The organism is Streptomyces coeruleofuscus (assembly GCF_039532725.1).
GTDB lineage: Bacteria > Actinomycetota > Actinomycetes > Streptomycetales > Streptomycetaceae > Streptomyces > Streptomyces coeruleofuscus.
Map to the genome: position 1 here is coordinate 877187 of NZ_BAAASE010000003.1, position 14801 is coordinate 891987.

At 73.3% G+C, this 14801-nt stretch carries 9 protein-coding genes; 6 read left to right on the forward strand and 3 right to left on the reverse strand.

Annotated features, from left to right (window positions below; genetic code table 11):
• Nucleotides 1–76: 76 nt before the first annotated feature.
• Together ABFX81_RS15170 and ABFX81_RS15175 are read right to left on the reverse strand one after the other, a co-directional pair.
• Nucleotides 77–1315 (reverse strand): cytochrome P450, encoded by a 1239-nt coding sequence (locus ABFX81_RS15170; RefSeq protein WP_086853327.1) that lies wholly within the window; start codon nt 1313–1315, stop codon nt 77–79.
• A gap of 149 nt (nt 1316–1464) precedes the next feature.
• Nucleotides 1465–1881, reverse strand: coding sequence for a DUF4260 family protein (locus ABFX81_RS15175; protein ID WP_086845017.1), 417 nt, complete (start codon nt 1879–1881; stop codon nt 1465–1467).
• A 321-nt stretch (nt 1882–2202) separates the two neighbouring features.
• Here ABFX81_RS15175 and ABFX81_RS15180 point away from each other — a divergent pair, with 321 nt between their 5' ends.
• A complete protein-coding gene (locus tag ABFX81_RS15180; protein WP_346138175.1) occupies nt 2203–2979 on the forward strand; it encodes a thioesterase II family protein in 777 nt (258 codons plus the stop codon).
• 183 nt (nt 2980–3162) lie between these two features.
• Nucleotides 3163–5022, forward strand: a complete 1860-nt coding sequence (locus tag ABFX81_RS15185; RefSeq protein ID WP_346138176.1) for a 1-deoxy-D-xylulose-5-phosphate synthase N-terminal domain-containing protein — start codon at nt 3163–3165, stop codon at nt 5020–5022.
• A 421-nt stretch (nt 5023–5443) separates the two neighbouring features.
• Here the strand turns inward: ABFX81_RS15185 and ABFX81_RS15190 are convergent, their stop codons facing one another.
• Nucleotides 5444–7003, reverse strand: coding sequence for an MFS transporter (locus ABFX81_RS15190; RefSeq protein ID WP_346138177.1), 1560 nt, complete (start codon nt 7001–7003; stop codon nt 5444–5446).
• A 260-nt stretch (nt 7004–7263) separates the two neighbouring features.
• On the opposite strand from ABFX81_RS15190, the gene ABFX81_RS15195 reads away from it, so the two are divergent.
• The 4 genes from ABFX81_RS15195 (at nt 7264) to ABFX81_RS15210 (ending at nt 14755) form a co-directional block, all read left to right on the forward strand.
• Nucleotides 7264–9201, forward strand: a complete 1938-nt coding sequence (locus ABFX81_RS15195; protein WP_086845011.1) for an HAD-IIIC family phosphatase — start codon at nt 7264–7266, stop codon at nt 9199–9201.
• 193 nt (nt 9202–9394) lie between these two features.
• Nucleotides 9395–11185 carry an AMP-binding protein gene (locus tag ABFX81_RS15200; protein ID WP_086845008.1) on the forward strand — a complete coding sequence of 597 codons (1791 nt, stop codon included), beginning with the start codon at nt 9395–9397 and terminating at the stop codon, nt 11183–11185.
• Between the two features lies 1 nt (nt 11186).
• On the forward strand, nt 11187–13001 hold the full coding sequence (locus ABFX81_RS15205; RefSeq protein ID WP_086845006.1) for an acyl-CoA dehydrogenase family protein: 1815 nt from the start codon (nt 11187–11189) through the stop codon (nt 12999–13001).
• On the forward strand, nt 12995–14755 hold the full coding sequence (locus ABFX81_RS15210; protein ID WP_086845003.1) for an acyl-CoA dehydrogenase family protein: 1761 nt from the start codon (nt 12995–12997) through the stop codon (nt 14753–14755). The genes ABFX81_RS15205 and ABFX81_RS15210 overlap by 7 nt, the downstream gene beginning before the upstream one ends.
• Nucleotides 14756–14801: the final 46 nt, after the last annotated feature.

A 14801-nucleotide genomic window follows, 5' to 3' on the forward strand; every position in this document is an offset into this window, starting at 1 on the left:
CGTTCTCGCCATGACGAAGGCCCTGCCCGGACCGCGGGCAGGGCCTTCGTCGTGCGCTGGTCTCAGCGGCCGTAGGTCACCAGGTGACGGGCAGGCGGGTCAGGCCGTGCACCATCATGCCGGTCGTCATGCGCAGCGCGTCGACCTCCTCGGCGAGCTTCAGGCCGGGGAAGCGGCGCAGCAGTGTGCCGATGACGATCTGGAGTTCGGCGCGGGCGAGGGCGGCGCCGAGGCAGTGGTGCGGGCCGTGCCCGAAGGCGACGTGCTGGTTCGCGGAGGGGCGGGCCGGGTCGAAGTCGGCCGGGGAGCCCTCGGGGAAGCGGTCGGCGTCCTGGTTGGCCGAGCAGATCGCCGCGAGGACGGCGCTGCCCTTGGGGATCACCGTGCCGCCGATCTCCACGTCGTCCAAGGTGATGCGCAGCGGGCCGCCGTCGCCGATCGGATTGATCCGCAGGAGTTCCTCGACGGCGTGCTCGATCATGTCGGGTCGCTCGCGCAGGGCGGCGAGGTGCTCGGGGTGGCGCAGCAGGGTCAGCACGCAGGTGCCGATCTGGGAGACGGTGGTCTCGTGGCCGGCCACGAGCAGGGTGATGCACATGGTGATCAGCTCGTGCTCGGTGAGCCTGCCGTCCTCGTCGTGCGCGGTGACGAGCGCGCTGATGAGGTCGTCGGCGGGCGCCTCGCGCTTGCTGTCGATGAGCGCCTTCAGGTACCCGATCATCGAGGTGCGCTGGGCGGCGGTCTCCTCGGGGGTGTGCGAGGTCAGCGACACGAAGGCGTCCGACCAGGCGCGGAAGCGGCCGCGGTCCTCGAAGGGCACGCCGAGCAGTTCGCAGATGACCATCACCGGCAGCGGGAAGGCCAGTTCGGTGTTGAGGTCGACGGGCGGCGACAGCCGCTCCATGGAGTCGAGCAGTCCGTCGGTGAGCTCCTGGATGCGCGGGCGCAGCTGCTGGACACGGCGGTTGGTGAACTCGCGCAGGACCAGTTTGCGCAGCCGGGTGTGCTCGGGCGGGTCCATCGTGAACAGACCGCCGGCCAGCGGCGGGCTCTTGGAGAGCTGGGGGGCGCCCGGCTCCACGGTGGCGGCGCGGCTGAAGCGGGCGTCGGCCAGGACGGTGCGCACGTCGTCGTAGCGGGTGACCACGTAGCCTTCGTCGCCGCTCGGCAGCCGTACGTGCGCGACCGGGCACTTGTCGCGCAACTCGCTGTAGACGCGAGGTATTTCGACCGCCGAGGGGCGGGGGAAGGGATAGCTCAGGGACGGCTCGGCCGTGGTGCGGACGTCGTGGGCCGTCTGCCGTTCGGTATCCATGGATGCTGCCTCCGGAAATGGGGGGGGGTCGGGGCTCGCAGGATGCTCGCAACGCGACCTTGCGCCACGGCAAAGGCGCCCCCGCGGGGGCGCCTCGGTCTGTCCGGATCGCGCGGGGCAGGCGGGACCTTGCGGACACCCCCTGGTGTTCAGCGCTGCCAGCCGTCGGCCGTGCGCAGGCCGTATCCCAGTGCCCGGTCCATCGCGATGTGCAGCAGCCAGGCCAGGCCGAAGGTGAACGGCGCGGCGTTGTCGCCGGGCCCGTCGGCGAGCAGGGCCGTGACCGTCATCCACAGGAGGGGGCCGATCGGCCGGTGGACGAGGTTGTACGGGCCGACCGTGCCGCGCGGCAGCTGGCCGTGCTGGTGCGCGCCGGAGGCGCCGACGAAGAACGACAGGTCGGGGGCGATGAAGCCCAGCACGCCCAGCGGGATCACCCAGCCCGCGTGCTTGATCATCTCGAACACGACCCAGACCAGGAGAAACGCACCGAGCAGCGCCCAGGCGACGCGCACGGGCCCCGACGTCGAACTGCGGGTGGCGCCCCGGAGAGTGGGGGATGTCATGGGATCTCCTCGTGGAGGGACGGCATACGGGCGCTCCATCGTGGGCGGGGGCGCTAAAGCGGGGTTTGAGCGTGTCGGCGAACGGGCCGCGTCGGAAGGGGAGTTTGGCTGTCCTTTAGCCCCCGGCCGCACTCTGCTCGACGTGTCGGCCGGGGTCCGCCTCGCAGTGGAGACGGCGTCCTCCCGGTCGGGTGTCCGCCCCGCCCGCGTGTGTCCGTGCCACGCCGGCCGGGCCTGCCCGTCCGTTCGGCCGCCGGTGAAACGCCGCGCGGCGGATCCCGCCGACACACCCACGCTGGACGGAACCCGAGGCGGAGCAAGATGACCCGATACCTGTCCCGGAGCAGCATCGACGAGGGCCTGAGCACGGACGTACGGCTGTTCTGCTTCCCGTACGCGGGTGGCGGCGCCTCGGCCTACGGGCGCTGGCAGCGCAACCTGGACGCCCACGGCGCGCGGGTCCGGGTCCTGCCCATACAGCTCCCCGGGCGCGAGGGCCGGATGGACGAACCGCGCTTCACCGACCTGCACGCCCTCATCGACGACATGGACGCCCAGCTCGACGATGAGCTGGAGTACCCCCACATCTTCTACGGCCACAGCATGGGCGCCCTGATCGCCTACTCGCTGGCCTGGCGGCGCCAGCAGCGCGGCGCCCCGCTGCCGCTGGCGGTCGTGCTCAGCGCCTACCGGGCCCCGCATCTGCCCGCACCGCAGATCGCGCACCCGGAGGCCAGCGACGAGGAGCTGATCGAGAGCCTCGCCGCGCTCGGCGGCATTCCCCAGGTGCTGCTGAACCACCCGGACTTCCTCTCGGCGCTGCTGCCGGTGGCCCGTGACGACCTGCTGCTGTGCACGGGCCGGCCGATGTCCACCGCGTCGGATCCGCTGCGGGTGCCGCTGCACCTGTTCGCGGGGCGTCGCGACCGGCTGGTGTCGGTGTCCGAGGTGGTCTCGTGGCGGCGGCACGCGGGGCGGGGCTGCGAGGTACGCACGATGCCGGGCGGGCACTTCTTCGTCCGGGCCCACGAGGACACGTTCCTGCGGGAACTGGCCGCGCTGACACGCCAGTACGCGCTGGTTCCGGTCGCCGCCTGACGGTGGGCGCACGACCGTGACCCGGGCGGCCGGGCCGTGAATTCGTCACGGCCCGGCCGTTCGCATCCTCACCGTCCGGCCGTGCCCCCGTACCTGTTTCGCCGTGCCGGGCGCGTGTCACCGTGTGGACCTCACGGCCCGGGGCGCGCTGCCGAGATCCCCGGCCCCAGCAGGAGGTGCGCCTTGACGTCGCTGCCCCGAACGCGCAGACCGCTGCTCGACGACGTGCACGGCCCTCATGACGTACGCGCGCTGGAGCCCGGAAGGCTGGGTCAACTAGCCGCCGAGACGAGGGAATTCCTGCGGACGCGGGGCGGAGCGGCCGGGGACGTGGAGCTGGGCATCGCCCTGCACCGCGTCTTCGACGCGCACCGCGATGCCGTGGTGTGGAGCGGGGGCCGCCTGCGTGACGTACCGCTCGCCTACGAACTGCTGACCGGGAAACGGGAGTTCACCGGCGCCGACGACCGGCCCCGGGAGCGCTCGCACGCGCAGGTCCTGTCCTACGCCGGCGGGCTCGCCCGGGCCTTCCGCCTGCGCGGGTGCGCCGACCGCCATGTCGTGGTGGTCGTGGACGGCGAGGCGCTGGCGGGCGGCGCCGGCTGGGAGGCGCTCGGCGCCCTCGCCCAGGCGCCGGAGCTGCGGATCGTGGTCGTGGTACTGGAGGAGGGCGTGCCCGCGCGTGAGGCCCTGCGCCGGGAACCGGTGACGGGCGCGGGGCTCACCGGCGCGTGGCACGCCGTGGGCAGGGGGCTGCGGGAGCTGGTGCCCGGAGGCGCCGGGCCGCAGGGGCCGTCGGCCGGATCCCACCCGGCGGGCGGTGGACCCGTCGGCGGCGCGTGGCACACCGTCGGCCGGGGGCTGCGGGAACTCCTCGCGGCGCAGGGGACGTCGGCGGGCTCGCGTGCGGCGGGAGGTGGGCCCGTCGACGGCGCGTCCGGGCGGAGCCCGGGCAGAGGGCTGCCGGGTCTCCTCGCGGTGCGCGGTGGGGCGGCGGGGTTGCGGATGGCCGGGGACGGGCCGGTCGACGGGGGCAGTGTGGCGGACGTCGAGGCGGCGCTGCGTGCGGCCCGGGACGTCGGGCGGCCCGTGCTCGTGCACTGCGTGACCCGGTCGCGCGGGCGGGCCGTCCCGCCGTCCGAGGTGGTCCGCGCCGCACCGCACGACGGACCGCTCCCCCGGACGTGGGCGTCGGTGTTCGCCGAGGAGCTCGCCCGGGCCGGCGCGGAGCGGCCGGAGGTGGTCGCCGTGCACGCCGCGGACCGGCCCGGCCCCGAGCTGGGCCCCTTCGCGGACGCCTACCCCGACCGGGTCCTCGGCACCGGACACACCGCCGCGCACGCCACCGCCTGCGCCGGGGGCCTGGCCGCCGGCGGGCTGCACCCCGTACTGGCCGTGCCCGACGACTCGCCGGTGCGCGCCCTCGTACCGATCGCGCCGCGGTGCGGTGTGACCTTCGCGCTCGGCCGGACCGGGGGCACGGACGTGGCGGAACTGGCCCGGCTCGTCCCCGGACTGCGCTGCGCGGCCCCGCGCGACGGTGCCCGGCTGCGCGCCCTGCTGGACACGGCGCTCGGCGTGGAGGACGCGCCCACGGTGGTGTACGTCCCCGACGGTCCCGCCGGGCCCGACATCGAGGCCGTCGCCCACGACCGGGGCGTCGACGTCCTGCACCGCGGGCCGGCCGCGCACGGCGACGTCCTGGTCGTCGCCGTCGGTACGACGGCCCGGGTGTGCCTGGACGCCGCCCGGCTGCTGGACGCGCGGGGTGTCGCGGTGACGGTCGTCGACCCCGGCTGGGTCGCTCCGCTGCCCGCACACCTCACCGAACTCGCCGCCGGACACGGCCTGTCGGTCACCGTCGAGGAGGACGGCGGCATCGCCGGTGTGGCGGCCGAGCTGAGCCGCGCCCTGGACCGGCAGTCGCCGCACCTGCCCCTGCTGCGTTTCTCCCCTCCGCCCGACGGCACCCCGCTCACTCCCCACGCGATCGCCGAGTCGGTCGTACGACGGCTCGGCGAACCCGACGACGTGGGGGCGTAGGCCTCCGGCGGCCGGGCGTGGGGCGTCGACGCGGAGCCCGGCATCACGGCCCGGCCTCGCCACGCCGGTGGCACGGTAGGCAGAGGAGACGGCGTCGGCGGTAGCCGAGGCCGGAGCCGCAGGGGCCGAAGACCTCAGCCCACCGTCTCGTACCGGGCCACCGCGGAAAGCTGCCCCGACCCGGCGACGGCACGGTCACCGCACATCCGCGACCCCGCTGCACGCCATCCACCGCGGGCGCACGACGGGCCACCGCGGGCGACCACGAACCTCGGCCCTCCTCCGCAGGCACGGCCACCGCCCAGACCGCGCAACCCCGGCGGCAGCCGGCACGCGGCAGTGCACCAGCCCACACCCCGCAAACCGGCGGCCCGCCGTCCGACCAAGTCGGACGGCGGGCCGCCGTGGGGAACCGCGGGCGTCAGCCCACTCGTTCGGGCCGGGCCACCGGGGCGGGTTCCGTGAGGGTGGCGGTCGGCGGTGTGGTGGGGCTCGGTGCGGGCTCCTGCGTCGCCGGTGTGCCGATCACCCCGCGGCGGAAGCCGAAGACGCCGTTCAGGACGGACAGGGCGAGGAAGACCAGCAGGACCGCGAAGGCGGCCTGGAGGCCGTGCACCAGGGCGACGTTCTCGCTCGCCCCTGCCGCCGCCTCCGAGGCGACCTTCTTGTTGAGCACGGTGACGCAGACGGCGATACCGAACGCGGCGCCGATCTGCGTCGAGGCGTTGAGCAGCGCGGACGTCGTGCCGGCGTCCTCGTCGGTCGCCTCGGACGTACCCACCACGGGGGTGGGGATGAGGCAGAACACGAGGCCGATGCCGAACAGCGCGGTGACCGGCAGCAGGAAGCTCCAGTAGCCGCTGTGCACCGGCATCCGGATCAGCATGACGACGGTGGCGGCGAGCGCGACCGTGCCGGCCAGGTACATGTTCCGTGGCCCGGTCTTCCCGATCAGCTGCGAGGCGGCCGGCGCCAGCACCATCAGGGCGATGCTGACGGGCAGGTACGCCAGGCCGGTCTGCAGCGGGCTGTAGTCGAGCACGCCCTGCATCCACAGCGGCAGCAGGAAGAAGATCGGCATCATCAGGGCGGCCGTCAGGAACTCACCGAGGCTGCCCGCGACCACGGAACGCGAGCGGAACAGGCGCAGCGGCACGAGCGGCGCTGCGCTGCGCCCCTCCACCAGCACGAACGCCACGAGCAGGACCACGGCCGCGGCGAGGGAGCCCAGCGTGCGCCAGTCGCTCCAGCCGTGGTCGCTGCTGGTGACGATGCCGTAGACGAGCAGCAGCAGGCCGCCGGTCGCCGTGACCGCGCCGGCCAGGTCCTTGGGCGGGCGCTCACCGGACGGCTTGGGCAGCTTGATGAGGGCGACGGCGGCGGCCCCGATGGCCAGGCCGACGGGCACGTTGATCCAGAACGCCCAGCGCCAGTCGGCGTTGACGATGGCACCGCCCAGGATGGTGCCGATGCTGGCGCCGATGCCGATGACCGCGCCCCACACACCGAACGCCTTCGCCCGTTCCTTGGCGTCGGGGAACACCGTCACCAGGATGGACAGCGAGGCGGGCGAGAGGGCCGCGGCGCCGATGCCCTGGAGCGCACGCGCGGCGAGCAGCTGGCCCTCGGACTCGGCGAGCCCGGCGCCCAGTGAGGCGAGCGTGAACAGCGTCAGGCCGGCCATGAACACCAGGCGCCGGCCGACCACGTCGGCCAGCCGGCCGCCGAGCAGCAGCAGCCCTCCGAAGAGGAGGACGTAGATGTTCATGACCCACTGGAGGCCGGTCGTCGACAGGCCGATGGCTTCCTTGAGCCGGGGCCCCATCACGTTGACCACGGACGAGTCGATGGCGATGACGAACTGGGCAAGTGAGATGACTCCGAGCACCCACCAGCGCCGGGGGTCCGGCGGCGCGGTGGCGGCATCTGCGGACGCCTCCGCCTGAGCGGTGCGCCGCTCGGGAGCCGAGTCGGTCTTCATGAGGTCTCCTCGCATGCCGGGCCGGAGAGCCGGCGGCGACTAGGTGTTCCGGGTGGGTCGTTGGTGCGACGGCGCCGTGAGCGCGGAACGGCAGGGTGCGCGCGGGCGCTTGCGGCTCGCTGAAGCGCCCCTTTCCGGGAGCCGGCGGGCTCCGGTGCAACCGCCCCTTTAGGAGCGCTGTGAACGGTGGCTGACCACAAGGGACAGGTCCTACGGCCGTATTCGCGTGGCTGCTTCGCCACGGACGGGAGAAGACGAACGTGACCACAGCAGTGACGACCACGGAGACGGAGCGGGTCGGTCCCCTGGACCGGCTGCGCGCGCTGCACCAGGAGGGGCGCCTGGCCGAGGAGTACCCGTCGGTGCCCGGGCTCCTCGCCGAACTCATCGGCCCCGACGGCGACCTGGCCGCGCTGGCCCGAGCCGGACGGCTCCTCGCCCGCGTGTCGCCGGACGCCGTGCGGGAACGGCACCCGGGCGTTCAGCCCGCGACCGTGGCGGTCACCGGGCACGGCATGCTGGACGCGCTCACCCCGGCGCTGACCGGGCAGTTCGCCCGGCACGGCATCCCGCTGCGGACCTTCGACGCGGAGTACGACTCCTGGTTGCGCGACCTCCAGGACACCACGAGCCCGCTGTACGCGCCCGGCACGGAGCTCGCGCTGTGCGTCCTGGACGCCCAGGTCGTCTTCGACGAGCTGCCGCTGCCCTGGCAGGTCGCCGACCTGGCCGCCGCGCTGGAGGCCCGGCTGCGGCAGATCACCGCCCTGGTGGCCCGCTACACCGAGCACGGGCCGGGCACCCTGGTCCTCAACACCCTGCCGCTGCTGCCCGCGCACACCCACCAGCTGGTCGACCACGCCTCGCGCACCGAACTGTCGCTGCGCTGGCGGGAGTTCAACTGCGGACTGCTGCGGCTGGCGGCCGAGCACCCGCGGCTGCACGTGGTCGACCTGGACCCGCTGGTCGCCGAGGGCGGCCCGGTGCGCGACAGCAGGCTCGCCGCCTACGCCAAGGTGCACCTGGGCGAGGAGCTGCTCGGCCGGTACGCCCGCGAGATCGGGCATCTGGCGCGCACGCTGCGCGGCCGCGCCAAGAAGGTCCTCGTGGTGGACGCCGACAACACCCTGTGGGACGGCATCCTCGGCGACGACGGCCCGGACGGCATCGCGGCGGCGACGACATACCGCGGCGAGGCCTTCGGGAAGTTCCAGCGCGTGGTCAAGCAGATCGGCGCGCAGGGCGTGCTGCTCGCGGTGTGCAGCAAGAACGACCGCGAGCCGGTCCTGGGCGTGCTGCGCGACCACCCGGACATGACGCTGCGCGAGGCGGACTTCACCCGGGTCAACGCCAACTGGGACCCCAAGGACGGCAACCTGCGGGACATCGCGGCCCGCCTCAACCTGGGCGTGGACAGCTTCGTCTTCGCCGACGACTCGCCCTTCGAGTGCGGTCTGGTCGCCTCCAGTCTGCCCCAGGTGGCCGTGGTACGGCTCGACGAGGAGCCCGCACTGCACGTGGACCGGCTGCTCGCCGACGGCTGGTTCGACGTGCGGGCGCTGACGGCGGAGGACCGGCTGCGCGCGGGCCAGTACCGCTCGGAGGCGGCCCGGCAGGACCTCCAGGACAGCGCCGGCTCGATGGAGGACTACCTGCGGGCCCTGGACATCCGCCTGGAGGTGTCCCCGGTACGCGACCACGAGGTGTCCCGCATCGCCCAGATCACCCTGCGCACCAACCAGTTCAACCTCACCACGCGCCGGCTCCAGGAAGCCGACGTACGGCGGCTGCGGGCGGAGCCCGGCCGGTTGGTGCTGGCCATGCGGGCCCGCGACCGGTTCGGCGACAACGGCGTGATCGGCGCCGTCTTCGCGCACGGCGACGGTGACACCTGGACGATCGACAACATGCTGCTGAGCTGCCGCGTCTTCGCCCGCGGCATCGAGCAGGCCACGGTGTCGTCGCTGCTCGCACACGCCCGCGACAGCGGGGCGGCGGCCGTGCACGCCGGGTACCGGCCCACCGCCAAGAACCACCGGGTGCGCGACTTCTGGCCGTCCCTCGGCTTCGCCACCACCGCCGAGTCCGAGGACGGGGCCCTGGAGTTCCGGCACGACCTGACCGACGTACCGCCGGTCCCCGAGCACCTGAGCCTGACCGTCTCGTTCTCCGGCGAGACGACCGAATCCACTGTGTGAGCCGGACCTCTCCGGCCCTGACGCCCGCCCGACCCCCGGGGCGGGCGTCAGGCATGTCCGGAACCCGTCCCTCCCGGATCCGGAGGTTTCGCACAAGCGTCGCCTTAGCACCTCGTCGGAGCATCGCCGTGTCCGAACAGTCCTCCTCGCCGGCGTGAGCGCCAGCGGATCGTGGAGAGGTCAGGGAACGACGTTGACAGCCTTCCGCACTTTCACCGAACTGGTTCTGGCGCGCACCGACGCGCTCGGCCCCAAGGACGCCTTCATCTTCCTGCCGGACAACGCCAAGGGTTCGGCCCCGCAGCACCTGTCGTACAGCCAGCTCGACGAGGACGCCCGGCGGATCGGGTCGTGGCTCCAGGAGAAGGGGGCGACGGGGCGGCAGGTGCTGCTGCTGTACCCGTCGGGCCTGGAGTTCATCAAGGCCTTCGCCGGCTGCCTGTACGCGGGCGCCGTCGCCGTGCCGGCGCCGCTGCCCACCGAGCAGGGCAACCACTTCACCCGCGTCTCCGGCATCCTGCGGGACGCCGAGGCGCACTCGGTGCTCACCGACGCGGCCAACGCCCCGGAGATATCCGCCTGGCTCACCGCCGAGAACATGACCGACGTGCACTGCCTGGCCACCGACGGCGAGGGCTACGGCGACCCGGGCGCGTGGACCGCGCCGTCGCTCACCCCGGACGACCTGGCGTTCCTCCAGTACACCTCGGGCTCGACCAGCGACCCCAAGGGCGTCATGGTCTCCCACCGCAACCTGCTCGCCAACGAGCAGGCCATCAAGAACTCGGTCGGTTCCAACTCCGAGACGCGCTACGGCGGCTGGCTGCCCTTCTACCACGACATGGGCCTGATCGGGCACATCCTCCAGCCGCTGTTCCTCGGCGGCTCGGCCGCGCTGATGGCGCCGGTGTCGTTCCTGAAGCGGCCGCACCGCTGGCTCCAGATGATCAGCGACTACAAGGTCACCATCGGCGGCGGCCCCAACTTCGCCTACGACCTGTGCCTGCGCCGCGTCACCGACGAGCACATGGCCACCCTCGACCTGTCGAGCTGGCAGGCGGCGTGCAACGGCGCCGAGCCGATCCGGGCCGAGACGGTCCGCGCCTTCACCAAGCGCTTCGAGCCGGTCGGCTTCAAACCCGAGACGTTCTTCCCCTGCTACGGCATGGCCGAGACGACGCTGCTGGTCTCCGGCACCCCGCGCGGCACGCGCCCCGTCGTCCTCGCCGTCGACTCCCAGTCGCTGGAAGCGGGCCGGCTGGCCGACCCGCGCGACGACGTGCCCAGCCGCACCCTGGTCAGCAGCGGCATCGTGCGCCGGGAGGACTTCGACGTACGGATCGTCGACCCGGAGACGTTCCTGGAGCAGCCCGAGGGGTCGGTCGGCGAGATCTGGGCCAAGGGCGAGAGCATCGCCTCCGGCTACTGGAAGCGGCCGCTGACCAACAAGGAGATCTTCGACGCGGCGATCGCCGACGGCAAGGGCGGCCAGGACGGGGGCGGCTGGCTGCGCACCGGCGACCTCGGTGTGTGGGAGGACGGCCAGCTGTACGTGACGGGCCGGCTCAAGGAACTGGTCATCTTCGCGGGCCGCAACCTCTACCCGCAGGACGTCGAGCGGGCCGTGCAGGGCACCGACAAGGCACTGGGCATCGGCGCGGGCGCGGTCTTCGCGGTGGAGACGGACCGCGAGCACCTGATCGTCGTGCAGGAAGTGCGCACCAGCTCCGTCAGCACCGACCTGCGCACGCTGGCCACCTCCGTGCAGAGCTTCATCGGCCGCGAGTTCAACATCCCGGCGGGCAACGTGCTGCTGGTGCGCCCCGGCACGATCCGCAAGACCACCAGCGGCAAGATCCAGCGGACCCTGATGAAGCAGCTGTTCCTCAAGGGCCAGATCACCCCGCTGTACGAGGTCCTGGAGCCCGCCGTGCGCGAGCTGGTCGCCGACGCCATCGAGCGTCCGCTGGATTCGGTGGTCTGACATGGAGCATCCGCCGTACCGACTGGCCGGGGAGCTGGACAGTTTCCTCGGGGACCCGAACGACCCGCAGGTGACCTTCTCCTACGCGCGCAGCGTCGAGCTCGACGACAGGGAGGAGTTCCCGGCGGACATCTGCCGCCACCTGGAGGAGTGGGGCCTTGCCGACTACTACGTGCCGGTTCAGCACGGCGGACGGCTCCACGACTACGAGCAGCTGCTCCAGCTCATCCGGGTCGTCGCCCGGCGCGACCTGACGACCGCGATCGGGCACGGCAAGACCTACCTGGGCGGCGTGTGCGTCTGGGTGGCGGGCAGCGCGGAGCAGGCCGAGCGGCTCGGCGCTGACATCCGGGCCGGGGTGCCGGTCTCCCTCGGCCTGACCGAACGGGCGCACGGCAGTGACCTGCTGGCCGGCGAGGTGAGCGGCGGCGCGGCGTCCGGGGCGCCCGCCGGGGGCTGGCTGGTGAGCGGCGAGAAGTGGCTCATCAACAACGCGACCCGCGGCAGTGTCCTGTCCCTGCTCACCCGCACGGACCCGGCGGGCGGCCCGCGCGGCTTCAGCGTGCTGCTGGTCGACAAGCGCGAGCTGGACGAGGAGACGTACCGGCACCTGCCCAAGGTGCCCACGCACGGCATCCGGGGCGCGGACATCTCCGGGATCGCCTTCGACGGGGCGCGGGTGCCCCGGCACGCGCTGGTCGGCGCGGAGGGCGGCGGCGTCGAGACCGTCATCAAGGCCCTCCAGCTGACCCGCACCCTGTGTGCCGCGCTGTCGCTCGGCGCGGGCGACCACGGGCTGCGCATCGGCCTGGACTTCGCCGAGCGGCGGGAGCTGTACGGGCGGCGGCTGATCGACCTGCCGAAGGCCCGGGCGACCCTGGGCACGGCCGCCGCCGACCTGCTGCTGCACGAGGCGCTGGCGCTGTTCGCCTCACGGGCCGTGCACACGCAGACCGCGGAGATGAGCCTGACCGCCGCGGTCACCAAGTACCTGCTGCCTTCGGGGACGGAGGACGTGCTCGCCGAGCTGACCCGGCTGCTGGGAGCCCGCGCCTTCCTCAAGGACGTGTTCGCGCACGGCCGGTTCCAGAAGCTGGAGCGGGACCACCGCATCGTGGGCCTGTTCGACGGCAACACGCTGGTGAACCTCAACTCCCTGGTCAACCAGTTCCGTTCGCTGGTGCGCGGCTACCGCCGGGGCAACGGCGACACCGAGGGGGCCGCGGCGGCCTGCGACCTGGGCCTGCCGCTGCCGCCGCTGGACCCGGGCCGGCTGTCCGTCGTGGCGCGGCGCGGCAGCGGCGTCCTCGCCTCGCTGCCCGGCTCCGTCGAGGCGCTGGCCCGGCGGGCCGAGACCCGGCCCGAGCTGCGGCCCGTGCTCGCGGCGGCCCAGCGGCTGCTCGCCGTCACCGACAAGGTGCACGCCGAGATGGAGACCCACCAGGCCGTCCTGACGGACGTCCCGCCGCAGGCCTTCGAGACGGCCCGCCGCTACACGCTCTGCTACGCGGGCGCCGTGTGCCTCGGCCTGTGGACCGCGAGCGCGGACCGTCTCGGCGAGGGCGCCACGGCCGCGCTGTGGCGCGACGGACTGTGGCTGCGCGGGGCGCTCGACCGGGTGCTGACCCGCCTCGGCGAGCCGGACGCTCCGCAGGGGGCCGAACCCGCCGGGTTCTACGAGGAGCTGCTCGCCCAGGTGCGGGCCGCACGGGCCGAGGGACGGCTGTTCTCGCTGCTGGAGCAGCGGGACGCGGCCACGCCCACCGCTGACAGGGCCGCCACCGCGGCCGGCGAGAACGAGAGGACGTCATGCTGACCGGTTCCCCGCCCCAGGGGCACGGAGCCCCCACCACCGACCAGGAGGCTCAGGCCGCCGCGCGCGTCGCCGAGCTGGAGAAGCGTCTGGGCGACCCGACCGCCGAGGACAACGACCTGTCGTACACCCGGCTGCTCCAGGCCGACGAGGCCGGTGAGCTGTCGGCGGCCGGTGAGCGCGTCCTGGACGACGTGGTCCTCAACGCCGACTTCGTGCCGCGCGAGCACGGCGGCAGCCTGGAGCGGATCGACTCCCTGGTGCGGGTGATGCGCCAGGTGTTCCGCCGGGACGTCGCCCTCGGGCTCGGCTACGGCGTGACGTCGTTCATGGCGGGCGTCAACGTGTGGACCGCCGGCTCGGCGGAGCAGCGTGAGCGGCTCGCCCGCATCATGCTCGGCGGCGGCAAGGTCTCGGTCGCCTACCACGAACTGGCGCACGGCAACGACTTCGTGCGCAACGAGTTCGAGGCCCGGCCCGCGCCGGAGGGCGGTTACCTCCTCAACGGCGAGAAGCAGGTCATCAACAACGCCGACCGGGCCGACGCCTGGGTGCTGTTCAGCCGCACCAGCCCGGCGCCCGGCAGCCGCAGCCACTCGGTGCTGTTCGCCGAGCGGGCCGGTCTCGACGCGGACACCTACCGGGTGCTGCCCCGGTACGACGCGGTCGGTGTGCGGGGCTGCCATCTGTCGGGGCTGCACTTCGACAACACGCCGGTGCCGGCCGACGCGCTGGTCGGCGCGAACGGCCAGGGCGTCGAACTCGCCCTGCGGGCCTTCCAGATCACCCGCAGCGCGGTGCCCGGGATGGCGCTCGGCGCGGCCGACACCAGTCTGCGCACGGTGGTCAGGTTCGCGCTCGGCCGCGAGCTGTACCGCAAGTCCGTGATGGACATCCCGCACGCGAAGGCCACGCTGTCGGGTGCCTTCCTGGACCTGCTCATCTGCGACAGCCTCTCGCTCACCGCGACCCGGGCGGTGCACCTGCTGCCGGAGGAGACGAGCGTCTACGCCGCGGCCACCAAGTACCTGGTGCCGAAGATGCTCACGGAGACCATGCACGACCTGTCGATCGTGCTGGGGGCCCGCTTCTACGTCCGTGAGGGCGAGTTCGGCATCTTCCAGAAGCACATCAGGGACCTGCCGGTGCTCAGCCTCGGGCACGCCGGTTCGGCCGCCTGCCAGGCCACGATCATCCCCCAGCTGGCCCGGCTGGCCCGGCGGTCCTGGTTCACCGGGGACAAGGCCCCCGACGCGCTGTTCCGGCCGCGCGAGGACCTGCCCGCCCTGCCCTTCGGCCGGCTCACCCTGGCCAGCGGCAAGGACAGTCTGAGCGCGTCCCTCGTCGCCTCGGTGGACGAACTGCCCAGCTCGTCGCCCGAGGAGCGCGCGGTGCACGCCATGGCGCTGAAGATGATGGACGAGCTGCGTCAGCTCCAGGAGTCCTCGCTGGCGCTCACGCCGGAGAACCGCACCGCCCTGGCGAGCCCGGGCACCTTCGCGCTCGCCGACCGTTACGCGGTGCTGCTGGCCGCCGCCTCCGTGATCGGCGTGTGGCAGCAGGCCCGCGGCGGCGACGACCCGTTCCTGGCCGATCCCGGCTGGCTGGCCGCCGTACTGCACCGCCTGGCGCGGCGCCTGGGCCAGCAGCCCCCGGACCTCCCGGCGTCCGTCGACGCCGGGGTGCACGAGGAAGTGCTGCGCAGGTTCCACGAGCGCAGGAGCTTCGACCTCTACGACACACCGCTGGCCGGCTGACCGGCCCCACTGAAACCGCCGTCACGAGCCGCTCACTGCCGATTTC

Coding starts and splice junctions, on each gene's coding strand:
- ABFX81_RS15170 (WP_086853327.1), bottom strand. CDS start 1,315: ATGGATACCGAACGGCAGACGGCCCACGACGTCCGCACCACGGCCGAG.
- ABFX81_RS15175 (WP_086845017.1), bottom strand. CDS start 1,881: ATGACATCCCCCACTCTCCGGGGCGCCACCCGCAGTTCGACGTCGGGG.
- ABFX81_RS15180 (WP_346138175.1), top strand. CDS start 2,203: ATGACCCGATACCTGTCCCGGAGCAGCATCGACGAGGGCCTGAGCACG.
- ABFX81_RS15190 (WP_346138177.1), bottom strand. CDS start 7,003: ATGAAGACCGACTCGGCTCCCGAGCGGCGCACCGCTCAGGCGGAGGCG.
- ABFX81_RS15205 (WP_086845006.1), top strand. CDS start 11,187: ATGGAGCATCCGCCGTACCGACTGGCCGGGGAGCTGGACAGTTTCCTC.
- ABFX81_RS15210 (WP_086845003.1), top strand. CDS start 12,995: ATGCTGACCGGTTCCCCGCCCCAGGGGCACGGAGCCCCCACCACCGAC.